This is a genomic window from Chryseobacterium aahli, assembly GCF_022699665.1.
Lineage (GTDB): Bacteria > Bacteroidota > Bacteroidia > Flavobacteriales > Weeksellaceae > Chryseobacterium > Chryseobacterium aahli.
In genome coordinates this window covers 42,646-58,517 of the sequence record NZ_JALDNB010000002.1, presented here as the reverse complement: position 1 = coordinate 58,517, position 15,872 = coordinate 42,646, and the positions used below count along the sequence as shown (strand labels likewise).

The 15,872-nt window shown below is 34.4% G+C and carries 10 protein-coding genes; 2 read left to right on the top strand and 8 right to left on the bottom strand.

Annotated elements, in window-relative coordinates:
- Window positions 1-67 precede the first annotated feature (67 nt).
- The 8 genes from MQX03_RS02500 to MQX03_RS02465 all read right to left on the bottom strand — a co-directional run bounded on the left by MQX03_RS02500 (window position 68) and on the right by MQX03_RS02465 (window position 13,127).
- A complete protein-coding gene (locus MQX03_RS02500) occupies window positions 68-2,851 on the bottom strand; it encodes a multicopper oxidase domain-containing protein (RefSeq protein WP_242801226.1) in 2,784 nt (927 codons plus the stop codon).
- Window positions 2,852-2,951: 100 nt separating this feature from the next.
- Window positions 2,952-3,425, bottom strand: a complete 474-nt coding sequence (locus MQX03_RS02495) for a DUF3347 domain-containing protein (RefSeq protein WP_242801224.1) — start codon at window positions 3,423-3,425, stop codon at window positions 2,952-2,954.
- Window positions 3,426-3,522: 97 nt separating this feature from the next.
- Window positions 3,523-3,900, bottom strand: a complete 378-nt coding sequence (locus MQX03_RS02490) for an HYC_CC_PP family protein (RefSeq protein ID WP_242801222.1) — start codon at window positions 3,898-3,900, stop codon at window positions 3,523-3,525.
- Window positions 3,901-4,033: 133 nt separating this feature from the next.
- Window positions 4,034-6,238, bottom strand: a complete 2,205-nt coding sequence (locus MQX03_RS02485; RefSeq protein ID WP_242801220.1) for a TonB-dependent receptor plug domain-containing protein — start codon at window positions 6,236-6,238, stop codon at window positions 4,034-4,036.
- A 42-nt stretch (window positions 6,239-6,280) separates the two neighbouring features.
- A complete protein-coding gene (kdsA, locus tag MQX03_RS02480; RefSeq protein ID WP_129536958.1) occupies window positions 6,281-7,090 on the bottom strand; it encodes a 3-deoxy-8-phosphooctulonate synthase in 810 nt (269 codons plus the stop codon).
- A 407-nt stretch (window positions 7,091-7,497) separates the two neighbouring features.
- Complete coding sequence (locus MQX03_RS02475) at window positions 7,498-8,022, bottom strand: DUF1697 domain-containing protein (protein ID WP_242801218.1); 525 nt, start codon at window positions 8,020-8,022, stop codon at window positions 7,498-7,500.
- 23 nt (window positions 8,023-8,045) lie between these two features.
- Entirely contained in the window at window positions 8,046-9,539 is a 1,494-nt protein-coding gene (locus tag MQX03_RS02470) for an LTA synthase family protein (protein ID WP_242801216.1), read from the bottom strand.
- 102 nt (window positions 9,540-9,641) lie between these two features.
- Complete coding sequence (locus MQX03_RS02465) at window positions 9,642-13,127, bottom strand: glycosyltransferase family 117 protein (RefSeq protein WP_242801214.1); 3,486 nt, start codon at window positions 13,125-13,127, stop codon at window positions 9,642-9,644.
- Between the two features lie 225 nt (window positions 13,128-13,352).
- Here MQX03_RS02465 and MQX03_RS02460 point away from each other — a divergent pair, with 225 nt between their 5' ends.
- Together MQX03_RS02460 and MQX03_RS02455 are read left to right on the top strand one after the other, a co-directional pair.
- Window positions 13,353-14,390 (top strand): PLP-dependent cysteine synthase family protein, encoded by a 1,038-nt coding sequence (locus MQX03_RS02460; RefSeq protein ID WP_242801212.1) that lies wholly within the window; start codon window positions 13,353-13,355, stop codon window positions 14,388-14,390.
- Between the two features lie 74 nt (window positions 14,391-14,464).
- Window positions 14,465-15,727 carry an aminotransferase class I/II-fold pyridoxal phosphate-dependent enzyme gene (locus MQX03_RS02455; protein WP_242801211.1) on the top strand — a complete coding sequence of 421 codons (1,263 nt, stop codon included), beginning with the start codon at window positions 14,465-14,467 and terminating at the stop codon, window positions 15,725-15,727.
- Window positions 15,728-15,872: the final 145 nt, after the last annotated feature.

Here is a 15,872-nt window from a genome sequence, read left to right as displayed (position 1 = left end):
AAATATTTACGAAATTTAAAACAAGTAAATAAAAAAGACTGCTTAATAATTAAAGCAGCCTTTGTCTTTAGTAGGTTAGCGTAATTCCGCCTCCCCAGCCCATTTCATTATCGTAATTTCCGGAAACAGATAACCATTTTTGTAGAATATATCGTATTCCCGAGGTAAATTCTCCATCAGAATTGACACTGAAATTCCCTCTCAATCTTCTGGAAATCGGAATATCTTCCCGGCTTAATTCCAATAATACTTTCCCATTGTGATCAACACTTGCATCAGCCGTAATCAGCATCGGAAAAATATATTGGGCACCAATAATGAACGCAGCTTTATTTTTCGAAGCTTTTTGTTGTCCGAACCAGGTTTTCTTACCATGAAAATCTTCTCCTATTTCTTCAGCCATTTTTCGTTCCATGATTTCATGACTTTTTTGAATCCTCAAACCTGCATAAGGAATCGCCCACTGAAATTTTCCTAAAAACCGACCGACTTTAAAATTTCCTTCAAAATGATCAAACTCCCAATTCGAATGAAACTCATTCAGATTTGCCCACCTTGGTCCGAACATGGTCATGGTTTCAGCATGCATTTTATTGCTGTGAAGATCGACCATCGCCATAGAACTGATCATTCTGTTGTCTTTTAAAAAGTTTTTCCAGGCTAATTTTCTGTTCGGCAGCTGTGGATTAGGTTTTGAATCTTCGTAACTGAAAATCCTTCCCATTCCCGCCATCATGTGATACAAAATATGGCAATGAAAAAACCAATCTCCATCCTGATTGGCTGCAAATTCAATCGTATTGGTTTCCATCGGCATAATATCTACAACATTTTTTAGGGGTGAATATTCTCCTTTTGAATTGATCAGCCTAAAATCGTGACCGTGTAAATGCATCGGATGCCGCATCATCGAGTTATTGTACAAAGTAATTCGCAAAACCTCTCCTTTTTTCACTAAAATCTTATCTGTTTCTGTAACCGTTTTATTATCTAAAGTCCACAGATAATGATTCATATTTCCTTCCAGCGTAAATTTCATTTCACGAACATTTTCTGTAGGAAGAATTGTTTTTTCTGGAGATTTTAAAATATTGTATGATAATCTTTTGATTGATTTCTCTTCTTCCATTCCCGAATGTTGAGAATGGTCTTCTTCTTTTTCTGATTTTTTTTCTTTAATCCCCATCATTTCATTCATGTGCTTCATCGTCATTTTTCGCTGACTTTCAGAAAGTTCAGGATACATCACTTCATTCATGTCCATCATCTGATTTCCCATGACCATGTTCATCGGTTTCATATTTCCGCTCATCTTCATCATGCCGTTCATCATTTTCATCCCTTCGAAAAGCTTTAATCTCGGTAAATTGGGAGCTTCAATTTTCTCACCTGAACCTAACCATAAAGAAGCGTGACCAATTCTGTCTTCTGAAGTTGCACGAAATTCAAAACTTTTGTTCTCAGGTATCGTAACTTCGATATCATAGGTTTCCGAAACACCTACAATTAAGCGATCTACTTCTACAGGGACGACATCATTTCCGTCATTTCCGACCACTTTTATTTTTCCGCCTCCAAAATTTAGCCAGAAATAAGTGGAAGATCCTCCATTGGCGACTCTCAAGCGGACTTTATCTCCCGCTTTTAGATTTGAATATTCAGAACTTGGAAAACCGTTGATCAAAAATTTATCGTAATAGACATCGCTTACATCCATAGCTTCCATCCTCTTCCATTCATTAAGGGCTTTTGTTCCAAAGTTTCCGGATTTTATTGCTTCCCAATAACTCTGGACTGCATTTTTCTTAATCGCATACCAATCGGTATTCGCCATATGAAGTCTTCTTGCAATCTGCATAGGATCTTCGTCACTCCATTCACCTAAAAGCACCGGAATTTCTTTTGTGTATTCCGTTTTAGGCTCGCCTTCTCTTTTATTGAAAACCAGAATTCCGTTCATCCCGATTTGCTCCTGCAAACCCTTGTGTGAATGATACCAATACGTTCCGTTCTGCGAAACTCTGAATTTATATAAATGAGTTTCTCCGGGCTCCACAGGTTTCGTCGTCAAATAGGGAACTCCGTCGTGTTCATTAGGTAAAATCACGCCATGCCAATGGAAACCCGTATTTTCTTTCAACATATTATGAAGATAAATCTCTGCAGTGTCACCTTCTGTGAAATATAAAGTCGGAGCCTGTAATTTCCCATTCACAGCGATTGCTATGCGGTTTTCTCCCGTGAAATTGACAATTGTATCTTTTACATATAAATCATAGCGAACCGTTTTCCCACCAAATGACACTTTTCCGTTTTCTGAATTTCTTTTTAAAAAAGAATTTTTAGGTGTAGGTTCAGACTCAGATTGAGCATGATTTTCAACTTCCACTAAATCCATTCCGCATTTTGGGCATTTTCCAGGCTTGTCGGAAAGTACTTCAGGATGCATCGGACAAGTGTAGCTTATTTTAGACTGAGATTGAGACTCAGGTTTAGTTTGAGTTTTTAAATGTAAAATTGGTTTAGCACTAAGAGTTTTATTAATCTCTTTAGATTTCTTACCACTGCTTACTTTTCTAACTTCAACTTTTTTCTCAACCTTAGGCTTAGCCTTGATTTTTATTTCTGATTTTACTTTTGCTTTCGGTATATTTTTTACTGATGGTTTTTCTACAATCTTAGGTTTTATGACAACGGTTTTCTTTACCAAAGTCATTCCGCATTTAGGACAGTCACCGGGTTTTGATGCAATAACATCTTTATCCATTGGACACGTATAATATGTCTTAACGGATTGTGAAAAACTGAAAATAGAGAACAAAAGCATCAGAAACATTATTATTTTTTTCATAATATTTCAAAATTCTTTATAGCTGAATATTAATCCACTATATTAAAGTAGATTTTAATTAAATACATCTAACTGATTATTAAACAAATAAATAAGATATTTATTTAATCTCTGATTTTACAGAACCACAAGAAAGCATAGAACTTCCGTAATAAGGATTAATGATTTTTTTCTCGTTGCTCAACCAGCTTCCATCTGCCATCGGACAAAACTGAACAAAAACCGGATTTGCTGAAACTTTAAACTGCTTTGCCAAAGCAATCATGTTGTCTGAAAGATTAAAGAAACTCTCTCTTTGGGCCGCAATATCTTTAGCACCTGAAATCGCTGTTGCATCTTTTTTCAGAGTACCTACATTCCCTTCAGAAAGAACTTTGTAATCTATAGCAGAAGCAGTTTTAATAAACTCTGTTGCCGCTTGAGAAGTTTTGTCGGCATTATCTGAAGCCAACGCATCTTTGATGGTGATATAGTTTTGGTAAAGCTTTGTTACCTGAGCGTCAGATTTTAGCTGAGCAGAAACAGAAATAATTGCAAATAAAGAAAATAGGGCTGTAATGATATATTTTTTCATTGTTTGAAAATTTTAGATTGAATAATAATTTGAAAATCGCATGATGCGACAAAGTATGTCGTTCATTATGATATGAATATCAAACGACTAACAAATTTTAAATTCTAAAATTACAATGATGAATAAAGATCGGAACCGGCCAGTTTTCCGGCGGAGCATTGATCTGAATTTGAGTGAATTTTGTAGCTGAAAAAGATCTGTCTGTGAAGATAAACTGATGATTTTGAATTTCTGAAATAGTTTGCAGAAATTCAATTTTCAAGAAATCTGATTTTTGAGAATCATCAACTTTCACCAATTTTATTTCGGTTTTGCAGCAGTCTCTCTTTTCTTTCGTTCCGCATTTGCTACAGGTATCATCAGATTTTTGAGTCACTGAAACCAATTCTTTCATACAATAATGCATGCTAAAAACTGCTCCGGAAGAAAAACCGAAGTAGAAAATAGAAAATAGTATGACAAGAATCTTTTTCATAAGCTGAAACAAAGGTAAAAATATCCGTTGAATGATTGTTACAAAATTGAGGGATATTGTTATAAAATTAAGGCTAAAAAAAACTCCTGAAAATTTCAGGAGTCATTGTATATTTTTGATAAAATTTAAGTTTTTATTTAATCTTAAACTCAAGCTTGACATTAAAGAACCTTCCCGTCAAACGTACTGGAACTGGGTACATCAAATTCGTATTCGCATCAGTTATCCATTGGTTAGAAACTGTGTTGTTAATATTAAATGCATTAAAGACCTGAACTCCTAATGTTAATTCATCAAAATTACTCAAGAAACCATAAGTCTGTTTTTTTTCTTTAGCATCTACAAATGCATAAGAAAGACCTAAATCCACTCTCTTGTAAGAAGGCAGAGTTTTCTGATACTGATAAGGATCTGTGAAAACCGGCGCTCCGTTTGGTAATCCCATTGCATAGGTTAACGTAAGATTCACACGCATTTGCGGAAATCTTGGCATATAATCCTGATAAAACATTGCAAATCTGAATCTTTGATCAGTCGGTCTTGGAATATCTCCTCTTCCATCAATATTTTCATAGATTCTTGCATAACTTGCAGACAACCAAGAATCTACCCCTGGAACAAATTCTCCAAACAATCTGGTATCAAGTCCGTATGCATATCCTGAAGCGTTATTTTTACCCGAATAACGGATTCTCACATTATCCATATAATATGGAATCAGATTATCCATTTTTTTGTAGTATGCTTCAGTCGTTAATTTGAACGGACGGTTGTCAAACTCAAATTCAAAATCATTAGCTACAATTGCCTGAATCGAACGTTGGGATTTTATATTCGCATTAAAATTTCCATTTAAATCTTTAATTTCTTTATAGAAAGGTGCCTGGTAATAAATACCTCCCGAAACCCTGAACAACATATCGGTATTCCAATCTGGTTTTATTGCAAACTGAGCTCTTGGTGAGAATATGGTTTCATCATTAAAACTCCAATGGGCAACTCTCGCCCCAGCGTTTACAAAAACTTTGCTCGAACCCCAATAAAACTTCTGAGAATACTGTCCATACGCTGACATTCTCGTCGGTTCGATATGATTATTACCCTGAATGCTGTAAAATAAATCAAGATCTGAAGCATCAGGAAATCTCGGATCATCCGGAGGTCTTGGCACGCTGTATCCAGATGAATCTACTAATTTATACTCATTGGTTAAATCACGAAGATTTTCTTTTTCATATTTAAAACCAAATTCAATATCTGTATTTACATTCGGTGAAAAACGAGTTCTGAACTGCGTTCCGTAAGTTCTTACAAACAAATCATTACGAGCATGTTCAATCTGTCCGCCTATATCGTAAGATGTAATCGGATTCCCTGTAATCGGGTCAAAAGTCTGTAAAATATAACTCGAAGCGATTGTATAATATTCTTTTTCTCTGTTTTGATAAGCAAAACTGTCTAAAGTAAATCTCCATTTGTCAGACGGTTTATAGTTCATAGAGAACGTTCCCATCATGTTTTTGTACTGATCGTTTTCTTTACCGTTGTAAAAAACAGAAAGATTAATTGGCCTCTGCAAAGAACCAAAGTCTACACTTCGCTCTTTGGGAAACATTTCATAGTCGTTCTTTGAATAATATCCGATGAATGACATGGTAAATTTATCACTCACATGATAATTCAGATAGGTCTGAAAATCGTAGTATACCGGGTTAAAATCAGTATCTTCATTCAAAGTATTCAGTACCAAATTGGTATTTCTATATCTTCCTGAAAATAAAGCTGTTAATTTTTTATTTTTTGAAGCTAAACCAGTTGTTAATCTTCCACCAATTAAACTTGCCTCTCCTGAAATTTCAAATTTTTCAGGCTCACGGTAATAAATATTTAATGCTGAAGACATCTTATCACCATATCTTGGCTCAAAACCGCCGGCAGAAAAATTCACTGTAGAAACCATATCAGGATTGATGATGCTTAAACCTTCCTGCTGAGAATTTCTTATCAAGAAAGGTCTGTAGATCTCAATATCATTAATGTAAATAAGGTTTTCGTCGTAGTTTCCACCACGCACCATGTATTGCGAAGACAGTTCTGTGTTGGAGTTTACAGAAGGTAACGTTTTAATAATTCCTTCGATCCCTCCGGAAATGCTTGCCACATTCTGAGCATCTTTTGCAGATATTTTTACAGTGGTAAGGTCATTCGTGCTTCCTGTTACTTTTTTCTGGAAAACGACTTCCTCAATATCTGTTGTTCTTGTTGTATCTCTCTTTTTGGTTTGGGAGAATACTAACATCGGAACCATGAGGCTCAGTGGTAAAACTAGTTTTTTCAAAAGAAATTATTTAGAATTCTAAAATTAAGGATTTTTTAACAATTACAAAATGGATTCTCTAACTCTTGTTAATTTTTGTAATAAATCTTCTAATAAATCAAGTCTAAGCATGTTGGCTCCGTCAGATAAAGCAGTTTCCGGTGTTGGATGTGTTTCGATGAAAATTCCGTCTGCGCCAACTGCAATTCCTGCTTTGGCAACGGTTTCTATCAAATCTGGTCGTCCTCCGGTAACGCCTGAACTTTGATTAGGCTGTTGAAGAGAATGCGTGACATCCAAAATTACAGGAGCATAAGCTCTCATTGTTGGAATTCCTCTATAATCAACTATTAAATCGGTATATCCGAAAGAATTTCCTCTTTCAATGATGGCTACTTTTTGATTATCTGAATCGGTTACTTTCTGAACTGCAAACTTCATCGATTCCGGAGAAAGAAACTGGCCTTTTTTTAATGAAACACATTTTCCGGTTTTTGCAGCAGCAATTAATAAATCAGTCTGACGAACTAAAAATGCAGGGATTTGTAAAACATCAACATACTGCGCCGCCAAAGCCGCATGATCGTTTTCGTGAATATCTGTGGTGGTTGGAATATTAAAAGTTTCCCCAACTTTTTTAAGAATTTCCAGAGATTTTTCTTCACCAATTGTCGTAAAAGAATCTACTCTGCTTCTATTGGCTTTCTTGAAACTTCCTTTAAAAATGTAAGGAATATTGTATTTATTGGTCAGTTCAATTACTTTTTCTGCAATTCTCAATGCCATGTCTTCACCTTCGATGATGCATGGTCCCGCGATTAAGAAAAAGTTTTTTGAATCTTTGTGCTGTATGTTATCTAAGTACTGAATCATTTTTATTTGAATTAAAAAGTTCAGTAAAAATACTTATAAAGTTTCAGAATTGGAAATTATTTATTGCTAAGAGTAGTTAAAGATATCTTGCATGAGAGCAGTATAAAAAACAGTAATCAGAATAAAAAGTATAAAAAATAAAACTAAATACAAATAATAGTTTTCTACTCTAAATACTTTTATTAAAAGTAAATGAGCGAAAGATAAAATTGAAAAATAACCTCCAAAAGTTATAACAGCTTCCAAAATAGAACCATCTCCATCTATCAAACAATAAAATATTGTGAAAAGAATAATTATACTTAAACTTATTGAAAACCTTTTCAGTAAATTTATACGTATTGAAAAAACAAAGTAAAAGAAATTTGCTATAGCAAAAGCTATTATTAATAATAAAATTCCAAACATTAAAACTTTTTCAAAATCTTCTCAAATGTATTAATATTTCTGCTTGTAAACTGATCTTTCATATTTTTTCTGCCTAAAATTTTCCCGAAAGTAGAATCTAAAGTATTCCCTTTTGGAACCTGCCAATAGAAATTGCCGTTAACGATCTTTGCAGCTTCATTTTCTGTTTTTGAAGCGCTTTCAAATTCTTTCATTAAAACACTTTCTACATCTTTATTTCCTATAAATGTATAAGCGTGCAAATCTTCATTTTTCTCAAACGGATTTGAATTCCAAAAACTTTCAATTTCTTCTTTAGATTTCACAAAAAGAAATGCTTCATAATTAAAATGCTCCGACATTGCTTTTTCAAGAATCATTTTTAAATCTTCAACTTTTTGATCTGAAGTAAAAATAATATTTCCCGATGCCAAAACCGACACAACATCCTGCATTCCTGCATTTTTGAAGACTTCACAGACTTCTGCCATTTTCATATTCGTGCCTTTTACGTTGACACCACGGAGGAAAGCACAGTATTTCATTGGTTTAGGTTTAAAGTTCTGAATTATTTATCTTTCATTCTTTCGTAAAGATTGTAATCCGTTCCGGAAGGCTTCAGTTTGTAAATTTTCTCTAAAATCTTGTTGTCACTTTGCAAATGATTCTTCACACGGAATTCATTTAACAATTTATAATGTGTTTTATAATAATAGGCATCTTTTCCTTCAAATAAATTATTGTAGGAAAGCAGATATTTTGGTTGTCTTTTTTTAACGGTATTCAGCCAATAATGAGGTTTGTCTTTTTTTATTTCTTCCTGAATTTGCTTGTCGACCAACCCAACTTCGTCGATGGTTTTTAAGCCAGAAAAATAAGGAATGTATCCCGCAGGTTCGAGCAAAATCCATTGTTTTTTGTCTTTTTCGTAGTTGTTTAAAAATAATCCGATCGATCTTCTGTAATTCCACTCACCGTTTCCGGTTGCGATAGAATGTACGGTTTGGAAAGTCAACATTGGTAAAATATAGAAAATAATCAATGCAGAAAGCCACCAGTTTCTTTTTACTTTTTGTTCTAAAATAAAAACTAAAACCGGAACGAACAGTAAAATCTGCGGAACCCAATAATACCAGTCGAAAAGGCTTTTTTGTGAAAGAAAAATAATTTGTTTCGTCCATGCAAACAGGAAAATAATCCATAGAAAATAATTCCTTTTTTCTCTCTGTCTGACTAAATATATAAAACACAACAACTCAAAAATCGCAATAACAATCGTTAACGGATTGAAGTCACCCGGAATTTTCAACATTCCCCAGAAGTTTCCGTAATTTAATCTGAAATATTCGAAATCCTGATGGAAAGTATACACTCTATCGTACGCCAACTTTTTAGCAACAATCGTATTATTTACAATTTCACCGAAGTAAAACCAATTGAAAGCCAAAGCTGCAGATACTCCTAAAATTCCACCTAAAATATAGACCCATTTTATTTTTCTGTTCCAAAAAGTATCAACCAAAAAGACAATTCCGAGGAAAATTACGGTATCAATTCTTGTGAATAAAATCAAGATTGGAAATACAATGAGTGCCCATTTTTTTTCTTTTTTAAAGCCATAATAGAGCAAAGCCATTTCGAGGAAAAACAAAATTCCGTATTCCATTCCGAGAATCGAAATCTTGATGGAAGGCGGTAAAAGTCCAAATAAAAAGATAAAGATTGCTTTATGCCAAGGATTTTTTAATAATAAATGAGAAAGAAATAAACTTCCAATCGTAAAAAGAATGGTGTTTAAAATCAAAAGAGGTTCGATAAAATTCTCTTTCCCAAAAATTAAATTGAAAAAATAAGAAACGAAAACATACAGATGTGTTGTAGAAGCTGATATTTTGGTATCGCCATTGAAACCAATCACTCCGTAATCCAGTAAATTTTGGGCCACCCGCCAGGTGATGAAAGCGTCTTCCTGAATATGGTGCGTTAATAGAAAATAAAGTTTTGCAATCACTGCAAAGATTACAGCATACAGCGGGAGATTTTTACTGGTGTTTTCGGCCATCGCGTTTTTTTGATGCACAAATATAATTCTATTATTCTTGAATATCAACAATAAAAAAAACGGAACCGAAGTTCCGTTTTGAAGTATTTTAAAAATTGATTTTTACTGTGTCGCTTTGATAATTGCTGAAGTAATCTGATCTTCTTTTTCTTTTGAATAAGTAGAATCAAATGGCTCCATAATATCAAATAAATACTGATAGAAAGGGGTGATTTCCTGTACTTTCTCAGATTCTTTCATCGCTTTTTCTTTGCCCATCTGCTGAAGATCTTTTACGAAAACATTGAATTTCTTATCAATTGGTTCGATAGATTTTACCAGGTAAGCGTAAGCTTTTTCGTTTTGTCCGATCTTTTTATAAGCATCAGTCACTGCAGTTACTACAAGAGAATATTCCATTGGTTTTGATCTCATCTGTCTTCCGGTAAATGCCTGCTCAGATTTACTTAAACTTAAGTAATAATCGTACTCTTCAAAAATTCCTTTCTTCAAGATTTCAGCTAATTTTAATGCTTTTTGCTCTTGACCGGCAACGATGTAACCGTAAACCATTGAACTTAAAGAACGTGGATCATTGTATTTCTCTGCAGGAATTTCTTTTGATGCTAAATCTAAAATTTCTAAAGCTTTCGCTTTCTGTCCTGACAAAGCTAAAGCTGCGGCAGCTCTACTTGCAGAACTTCTGTAGCTGATAATATTTGAAGTAGCTGTCTCATCAAAATGAACGTTCAGGTCTTTGAAATTACCCCATTTGAAGTTTTTCACAACGTTGTACAATGAGTTGGCATCTACTCTACCCATTTCTCCATCACTGCTTCTTGGTGTATGAATAGGAACCAATCTGTAACTGAAACCGTCAAACTGAAGATATTCGTCTAAGAAGAAAATGTTTTCGCTTTCATAAACTCCACCTGAAGAGAAGTTAATCGGACGTTTCCAATCGAAGTTTGCCAAAATATCAAACATCATCAGGTTGTTTTTATATAAAGTACCTGATTTGTAATCAATCATAATCTGATCAACTGTATTTGGAACATCAGCAGCATTAATGATTCCTGCTTTCAAAGCATTCTGCTTGTTTACCGGTAAAATAAATTTGCTTACAGGTAAGAAATTGTATTTCTCATAACGCGCTTCACCAAAGATCATTTTTAAAATTTCATCTTTTTCAGGAGACTTCACTTTAAGAAAATTCACAGCTTCTTTTAAAGTCATTGAATCCTGAACCAAGTATTTCTGGAACGGCTGCAAAAGATTAGCAGGAGCTCCTGACTCTTGAAGATTGGCTAAAATATTCTTCCAGTCATCTTTTTTCATCAGATAAATCTGGTCATTAGAACCGTCTCTGTAATCGTCGTGGGTCAACTGACTTGGGATTCCGCTGGCGTTGTATGTTTTTCTTTTTACCTGATCGATATTCCAAGGGGTTGAAAGAAGGGTAAAGTTCACCACTTTCACATCATCACGGAATCTTTCAGTTTCCTGCATTGCCCAAACCGGATACGTATCGTTATCTCCATAAACAAATAGAATATCATCTTTTGGTAAAGATTTTAACATTGAATATGAATAATCGTACGCTGTATATCTACCGCTTCTGTCGTGAACATTATAATTCTGGAAGCCCATCATCAAAGGAACTGCCATTAAAACAACTCCAAAACCGATGTTGGCAGCATTTGATTTTACTTTAGACTGTAAATACCAGAGAATTGCTCCAGCACCGAGCCCAATCCATATTGCAAAGGCGTAGAAGGAACCGACTACTGCGTAATCTCTTTCTCTTGGCTCGAAAGGTTTCATTCCGGTGTAGAAAACAATTCCCACACTCGTTAATATAAATAAAGATAAAAGGGCATAGAATCTGCCAAAATCTCTCATAAATTGGAAATAACATCCGATAATTCCTAATAATAAAGGTAAGAAGAAGAATGCTACTGTACTTTCGTTATGAAATTTCGCAGGCATTGCATCCTGATTTCCTAAATTGAAGTTATCGATAAAAGGAATTCCGGAAATCCAATTTCCACTCGTATTTTCACTGCTTCCTTCCAGATCGTTTTGTCTTCCTGCGAAGTTCCATAAGAGATATCTAATGAAATAGTATCCATTCTGAAAGGTGATGAAATAATTCATATTCTGAGCAAAAGAAGGTCTTTGAACAGTAATTAATTCATAAGGTTTTACCTTCAAATAATCCGCGGCAGTTATACTTCCATCTTCATATTTACCTCTCAGTTCGTCAAAAATTTCTTTAGCCTGCGGATCATCAGCAATATTTTCATTGGCATAATTAAACTGAAAATCTGGCGCTCCGTACATCGAGATATAATTGCCCATTACAGCTTTGTCTTCGCTGAACATTCTCGGCATCAAGCTCACATGAGCTGGATTGAAAACATAGTTAAAACGGTCACTTGTTTTTCTGTACGTTCCTGTTTTTTCATCTTTTTCAAAAACTTCTCCTGTTTTTGTAGTTTTAAAACTTCCGTCTTCATTCTTTTCAATCCCGCTGTTATCTAAAAATGCAGTGTAGTTTTGACCGTAAATTGTAGGCCAGTCACCGTATTGCTCTCTGTTGTAATAATCAAGCATACCAATTGCGGTATCCGGATCATTCAGGTTCATTGGCGGATTTGCATTAGCTCTGATCGGAATTACCATCCAACATGAGAAACCAATCATCATATATACTACCGATAAAGCAATCGTTTGAAAAATATTTTTCTTCGCCTGTCTCGCATATTTTAGAATGAAATAACAGATAGCAACCAATATAATGAAACCGGCAATCGTTCCTGAATGGAAAGGAAGACCTATACCATTGACAAAGAATATTTCAAGTTTTCCGAATAATGACATAATTACCGGGAAAATAATTTTGAAGACAATAATTAATATTCCTAATGTAATAGCATTTGCCCAAAGGAAATTCTTCCAGGTAAATTCATAATTTCTTGCATAGTATACTAAACATATTGCAGGAATTGCCAACATACACATCATGTGAACACCTACAGAGAGACCTACAACAAAGAAGATTAAAATAATCCATCGTTCATTATCTACTTCTTTGTACTCGTTCTCCCATTTGGTGATAAGCCAAACTAAGATAGCAATAAACAGTGAAGCCATTGAATAAACCTCTCCTTCTACCGCAGAAAACCAAAAAGTATCTGACCAAGTAAAACAAAGAGCTCCAATTGCTCCGGCAAAAAGAATAGCAATTTCCTGATGTTTTGTAACTTCCTCAAAATCTTTGTTCAGAAGTCTTCTTACAAAATGGGTAATCGTCCAGAACAAAAACAGAATCGTAAATGCACTGAATAATGCAGACATTGCATTAATTACAATAGAATAATTTTCACCTTTTCCAAACGCAAAAATTGCAGCAACAGCACCCACAATCTGGAACAAAGCTGCTCCCGGTGCATGTGTTACCTCTAATTTTACGGCTGAAGAAATGTACTCACCACAATCCCAAAAACTAAAATTGGGCTCTATCGTTGATAAGTACGTGAAAAATGCAATAACGAAAATCACCCATCCGAGAAGGGTGTTCCATTGCCTAAAAGTCCAGTTTTTCATAGTATAAAATCAATTAGTGCGAAAATAAGGTTTTTAGATTAGTTTATATTCGATTTTAACAAAATTTAAAAAATTGGCGTGCTTTTTGTCAACGTTTCGAGGCTGTAATCAAAAGCTTAAAAGAGATAATTCTACTTTCAGCACTTATAATTTCTGAAAAGTTTAAAAATTATTTATTTTTTTGTATTTTTGCGGTCAGATTTTATTTGAAAAAAATAACAAATAATGAGTAATGTTTACGATAATATTCTTGGCTTGATTGGGAACACCCCTTTAGTGAAACTAAATATAGTAACTAAAGAGATTCCTGCAAAAGTTTATGCCAAGTTAGAATCATATAATCCTGGACATTCCACCAAAGATAGAATCGCACTTCATATTATTGAAAACGCTGAGAAAAAAGGTTTATTAAAGGAAGATTCTGTAGTTGTAGAAACTACTTCCGGAAATACTGGTTTTTCACTGGCTATGGTTTGTATCATCAAAGGATACAAATGTATCTTAGCTGTGAGTGACAAAACAAAAGCTGAAAAAATAGCTTATCTGAAAGCTCTTGGTGCTACAGTATATATATGTCCTGCGAATGTACCTGCGAATGACCCGAGATCATATTATGAAGTAGCAAAAAGAATTGCTGCAGAAACCCCAAATTCTGTTTATATCAATCAGTATTTTAATGAATTGAATGTTGATGCCCACTATCAGACAACAGGTCCTGAGATTTGGGAACAGACGGAAGGGAAAATTACTCACCTTTTTGCATGTACAGGAACTGGCGGAACATTATCCGGTTCTGCAAAATTCTTAAAAGAAAAAAATCCAAACATCAAAATCATCGGTGTAGATGCTGACGGATCTATTTTGAAAAGTTACCATGAAACCGGAGAAATTCATAAAGAAGATGTTCATCCTTACCAGATTGAAGGAATGGGGAAAAATTTAATTCCTTCAGCCCTGCTTTTTGATAAAGTGGATGAATTTGTAAGAGTAAATGACGAAATGTCTGCGTACAGAACCCGTGAAATTGCTTTAAAGGAAGCTATCATGGGAGGTTATACAACCGGAGCTGTTACTCAAGGATTGATACAATATGCACAATCTCATGAACTGACTGAAAATGATTTCGTTGTCATGATTTTTCCTGATCACGGATCAAGATACATTACAAAAGTGTACAGTGATAAATGGATGGAAGAACAAGGATTCATCAACAACTGTTTTCACAACTATGATGAAGTTTTCAAAACAGAATTCATCAAATAATAAGAATTTATAAATACAAATTAAGCCTTTTCGTAAATTACAAAAGGCTTTTTTACATAAAACATACTCATACAATGGTAGATATTTTTGAAAGAATAAAACAAAATCCGGGACCTCTTGGTCAGTTTGCAGATTACGCAGAAGGATATTTTGTATTCCCAAAATTGGAAGGTCCGATTGGCCCGAGAATGAAATTTCAAGGTAAAGATGTAATTTTCTGGAGTGCTAATGATTATTTAGGATTGTGTAATCATCCTGAAGTTTTGGAAGCTGACGCAAAAGCTGCTGCAGAATTCGGAATGTTTTATCCGATGGGCGCTAGAGCAATGTCCGGAGAAACTCAACAGCACCAGCAACTGGAAAAAGAATTGGCAGAATTTACTCAAAAAGATGCTGCTTATCTTTTGAATTTCGGTTACCAAGGGATGGTTTCATGTATCGATGCGTTGGTGACAAGACATGATGTGATTGTTTATGATGCAGATTCTCATGCTTGTATCGTTGATGGAGTTCGTCTTCACATGGGAAAAAGTTTCACTTTTAAACATAATGATATTGAGAGTTTAGAAAAAAACTTAGCAAGAGCAACCAAAGTAGCTGAAGAAAACGGCGGTGGAATCTTAGTGATTACAGAAGGTGTTTTCGGAATGAGAGGAATGCAGGGGAAACTGAAAGAAATTTGTGATTTAAAATCTAAATTCAATTTCAGACTTTTGGTTGATGATGCACACGGTTTCGGAACTTTGGGTAAAACCGGAGCCGGAGCTGGAGAAGAGCAAGGATGTCAAGATCAAATTGATGTTTACTTCTCAACTTTTGCTAAATCAATGGCTGGTTTCGGAGCATTTCTCTCGGGAGATGAAACTATCATCAGATTCTTAAAATACAATCTTCGTTCTCAGATTTTTGCTAAATCTTTAACAATGCCAATGGTAATCGGAGGTTTAAAAAGATTAGAATTGCTTAGAACACGTCCCGAAATTAAAGCTAAATTATGGGAAAATGTTTACAAACTTCAAAACGGATTGAAAGAAAGAGGTTTCAATCTTGGAAATACCAACACTTGTGTAACACCGGTTTTCATTGAAGGAACTACGATTGAAGCGACACTTTTGGCAAAAGATTTAAGAGAAAATTACGGTGTATTTACTTCAGTTGTTGTATATCCTGTAATTCCAAAAGGAATGATTTTATTGAGATTAATTCCTACGGCTTCACACACAGATTCAGAAATTAATGAAACTTTGGCAGCTTTTGAAGGCATCAAAGAAAAATTAAATTCCGGAGTTTACGCAGAAATGGAAAAGCAAATGAATATCGAGTACAAACAAATGTAATTTTGATTTTCAATTAAATAAAAAAACCGTTAGAATCTTCTAGCGGTTTTTTTATTTAAATTTTAAAACATTAAGAAGATGAAAAGATTAAGTTTAATTAAGATTTAAATAAATTTGAATGAAGCAGTCTGCTTAATAATCTTTA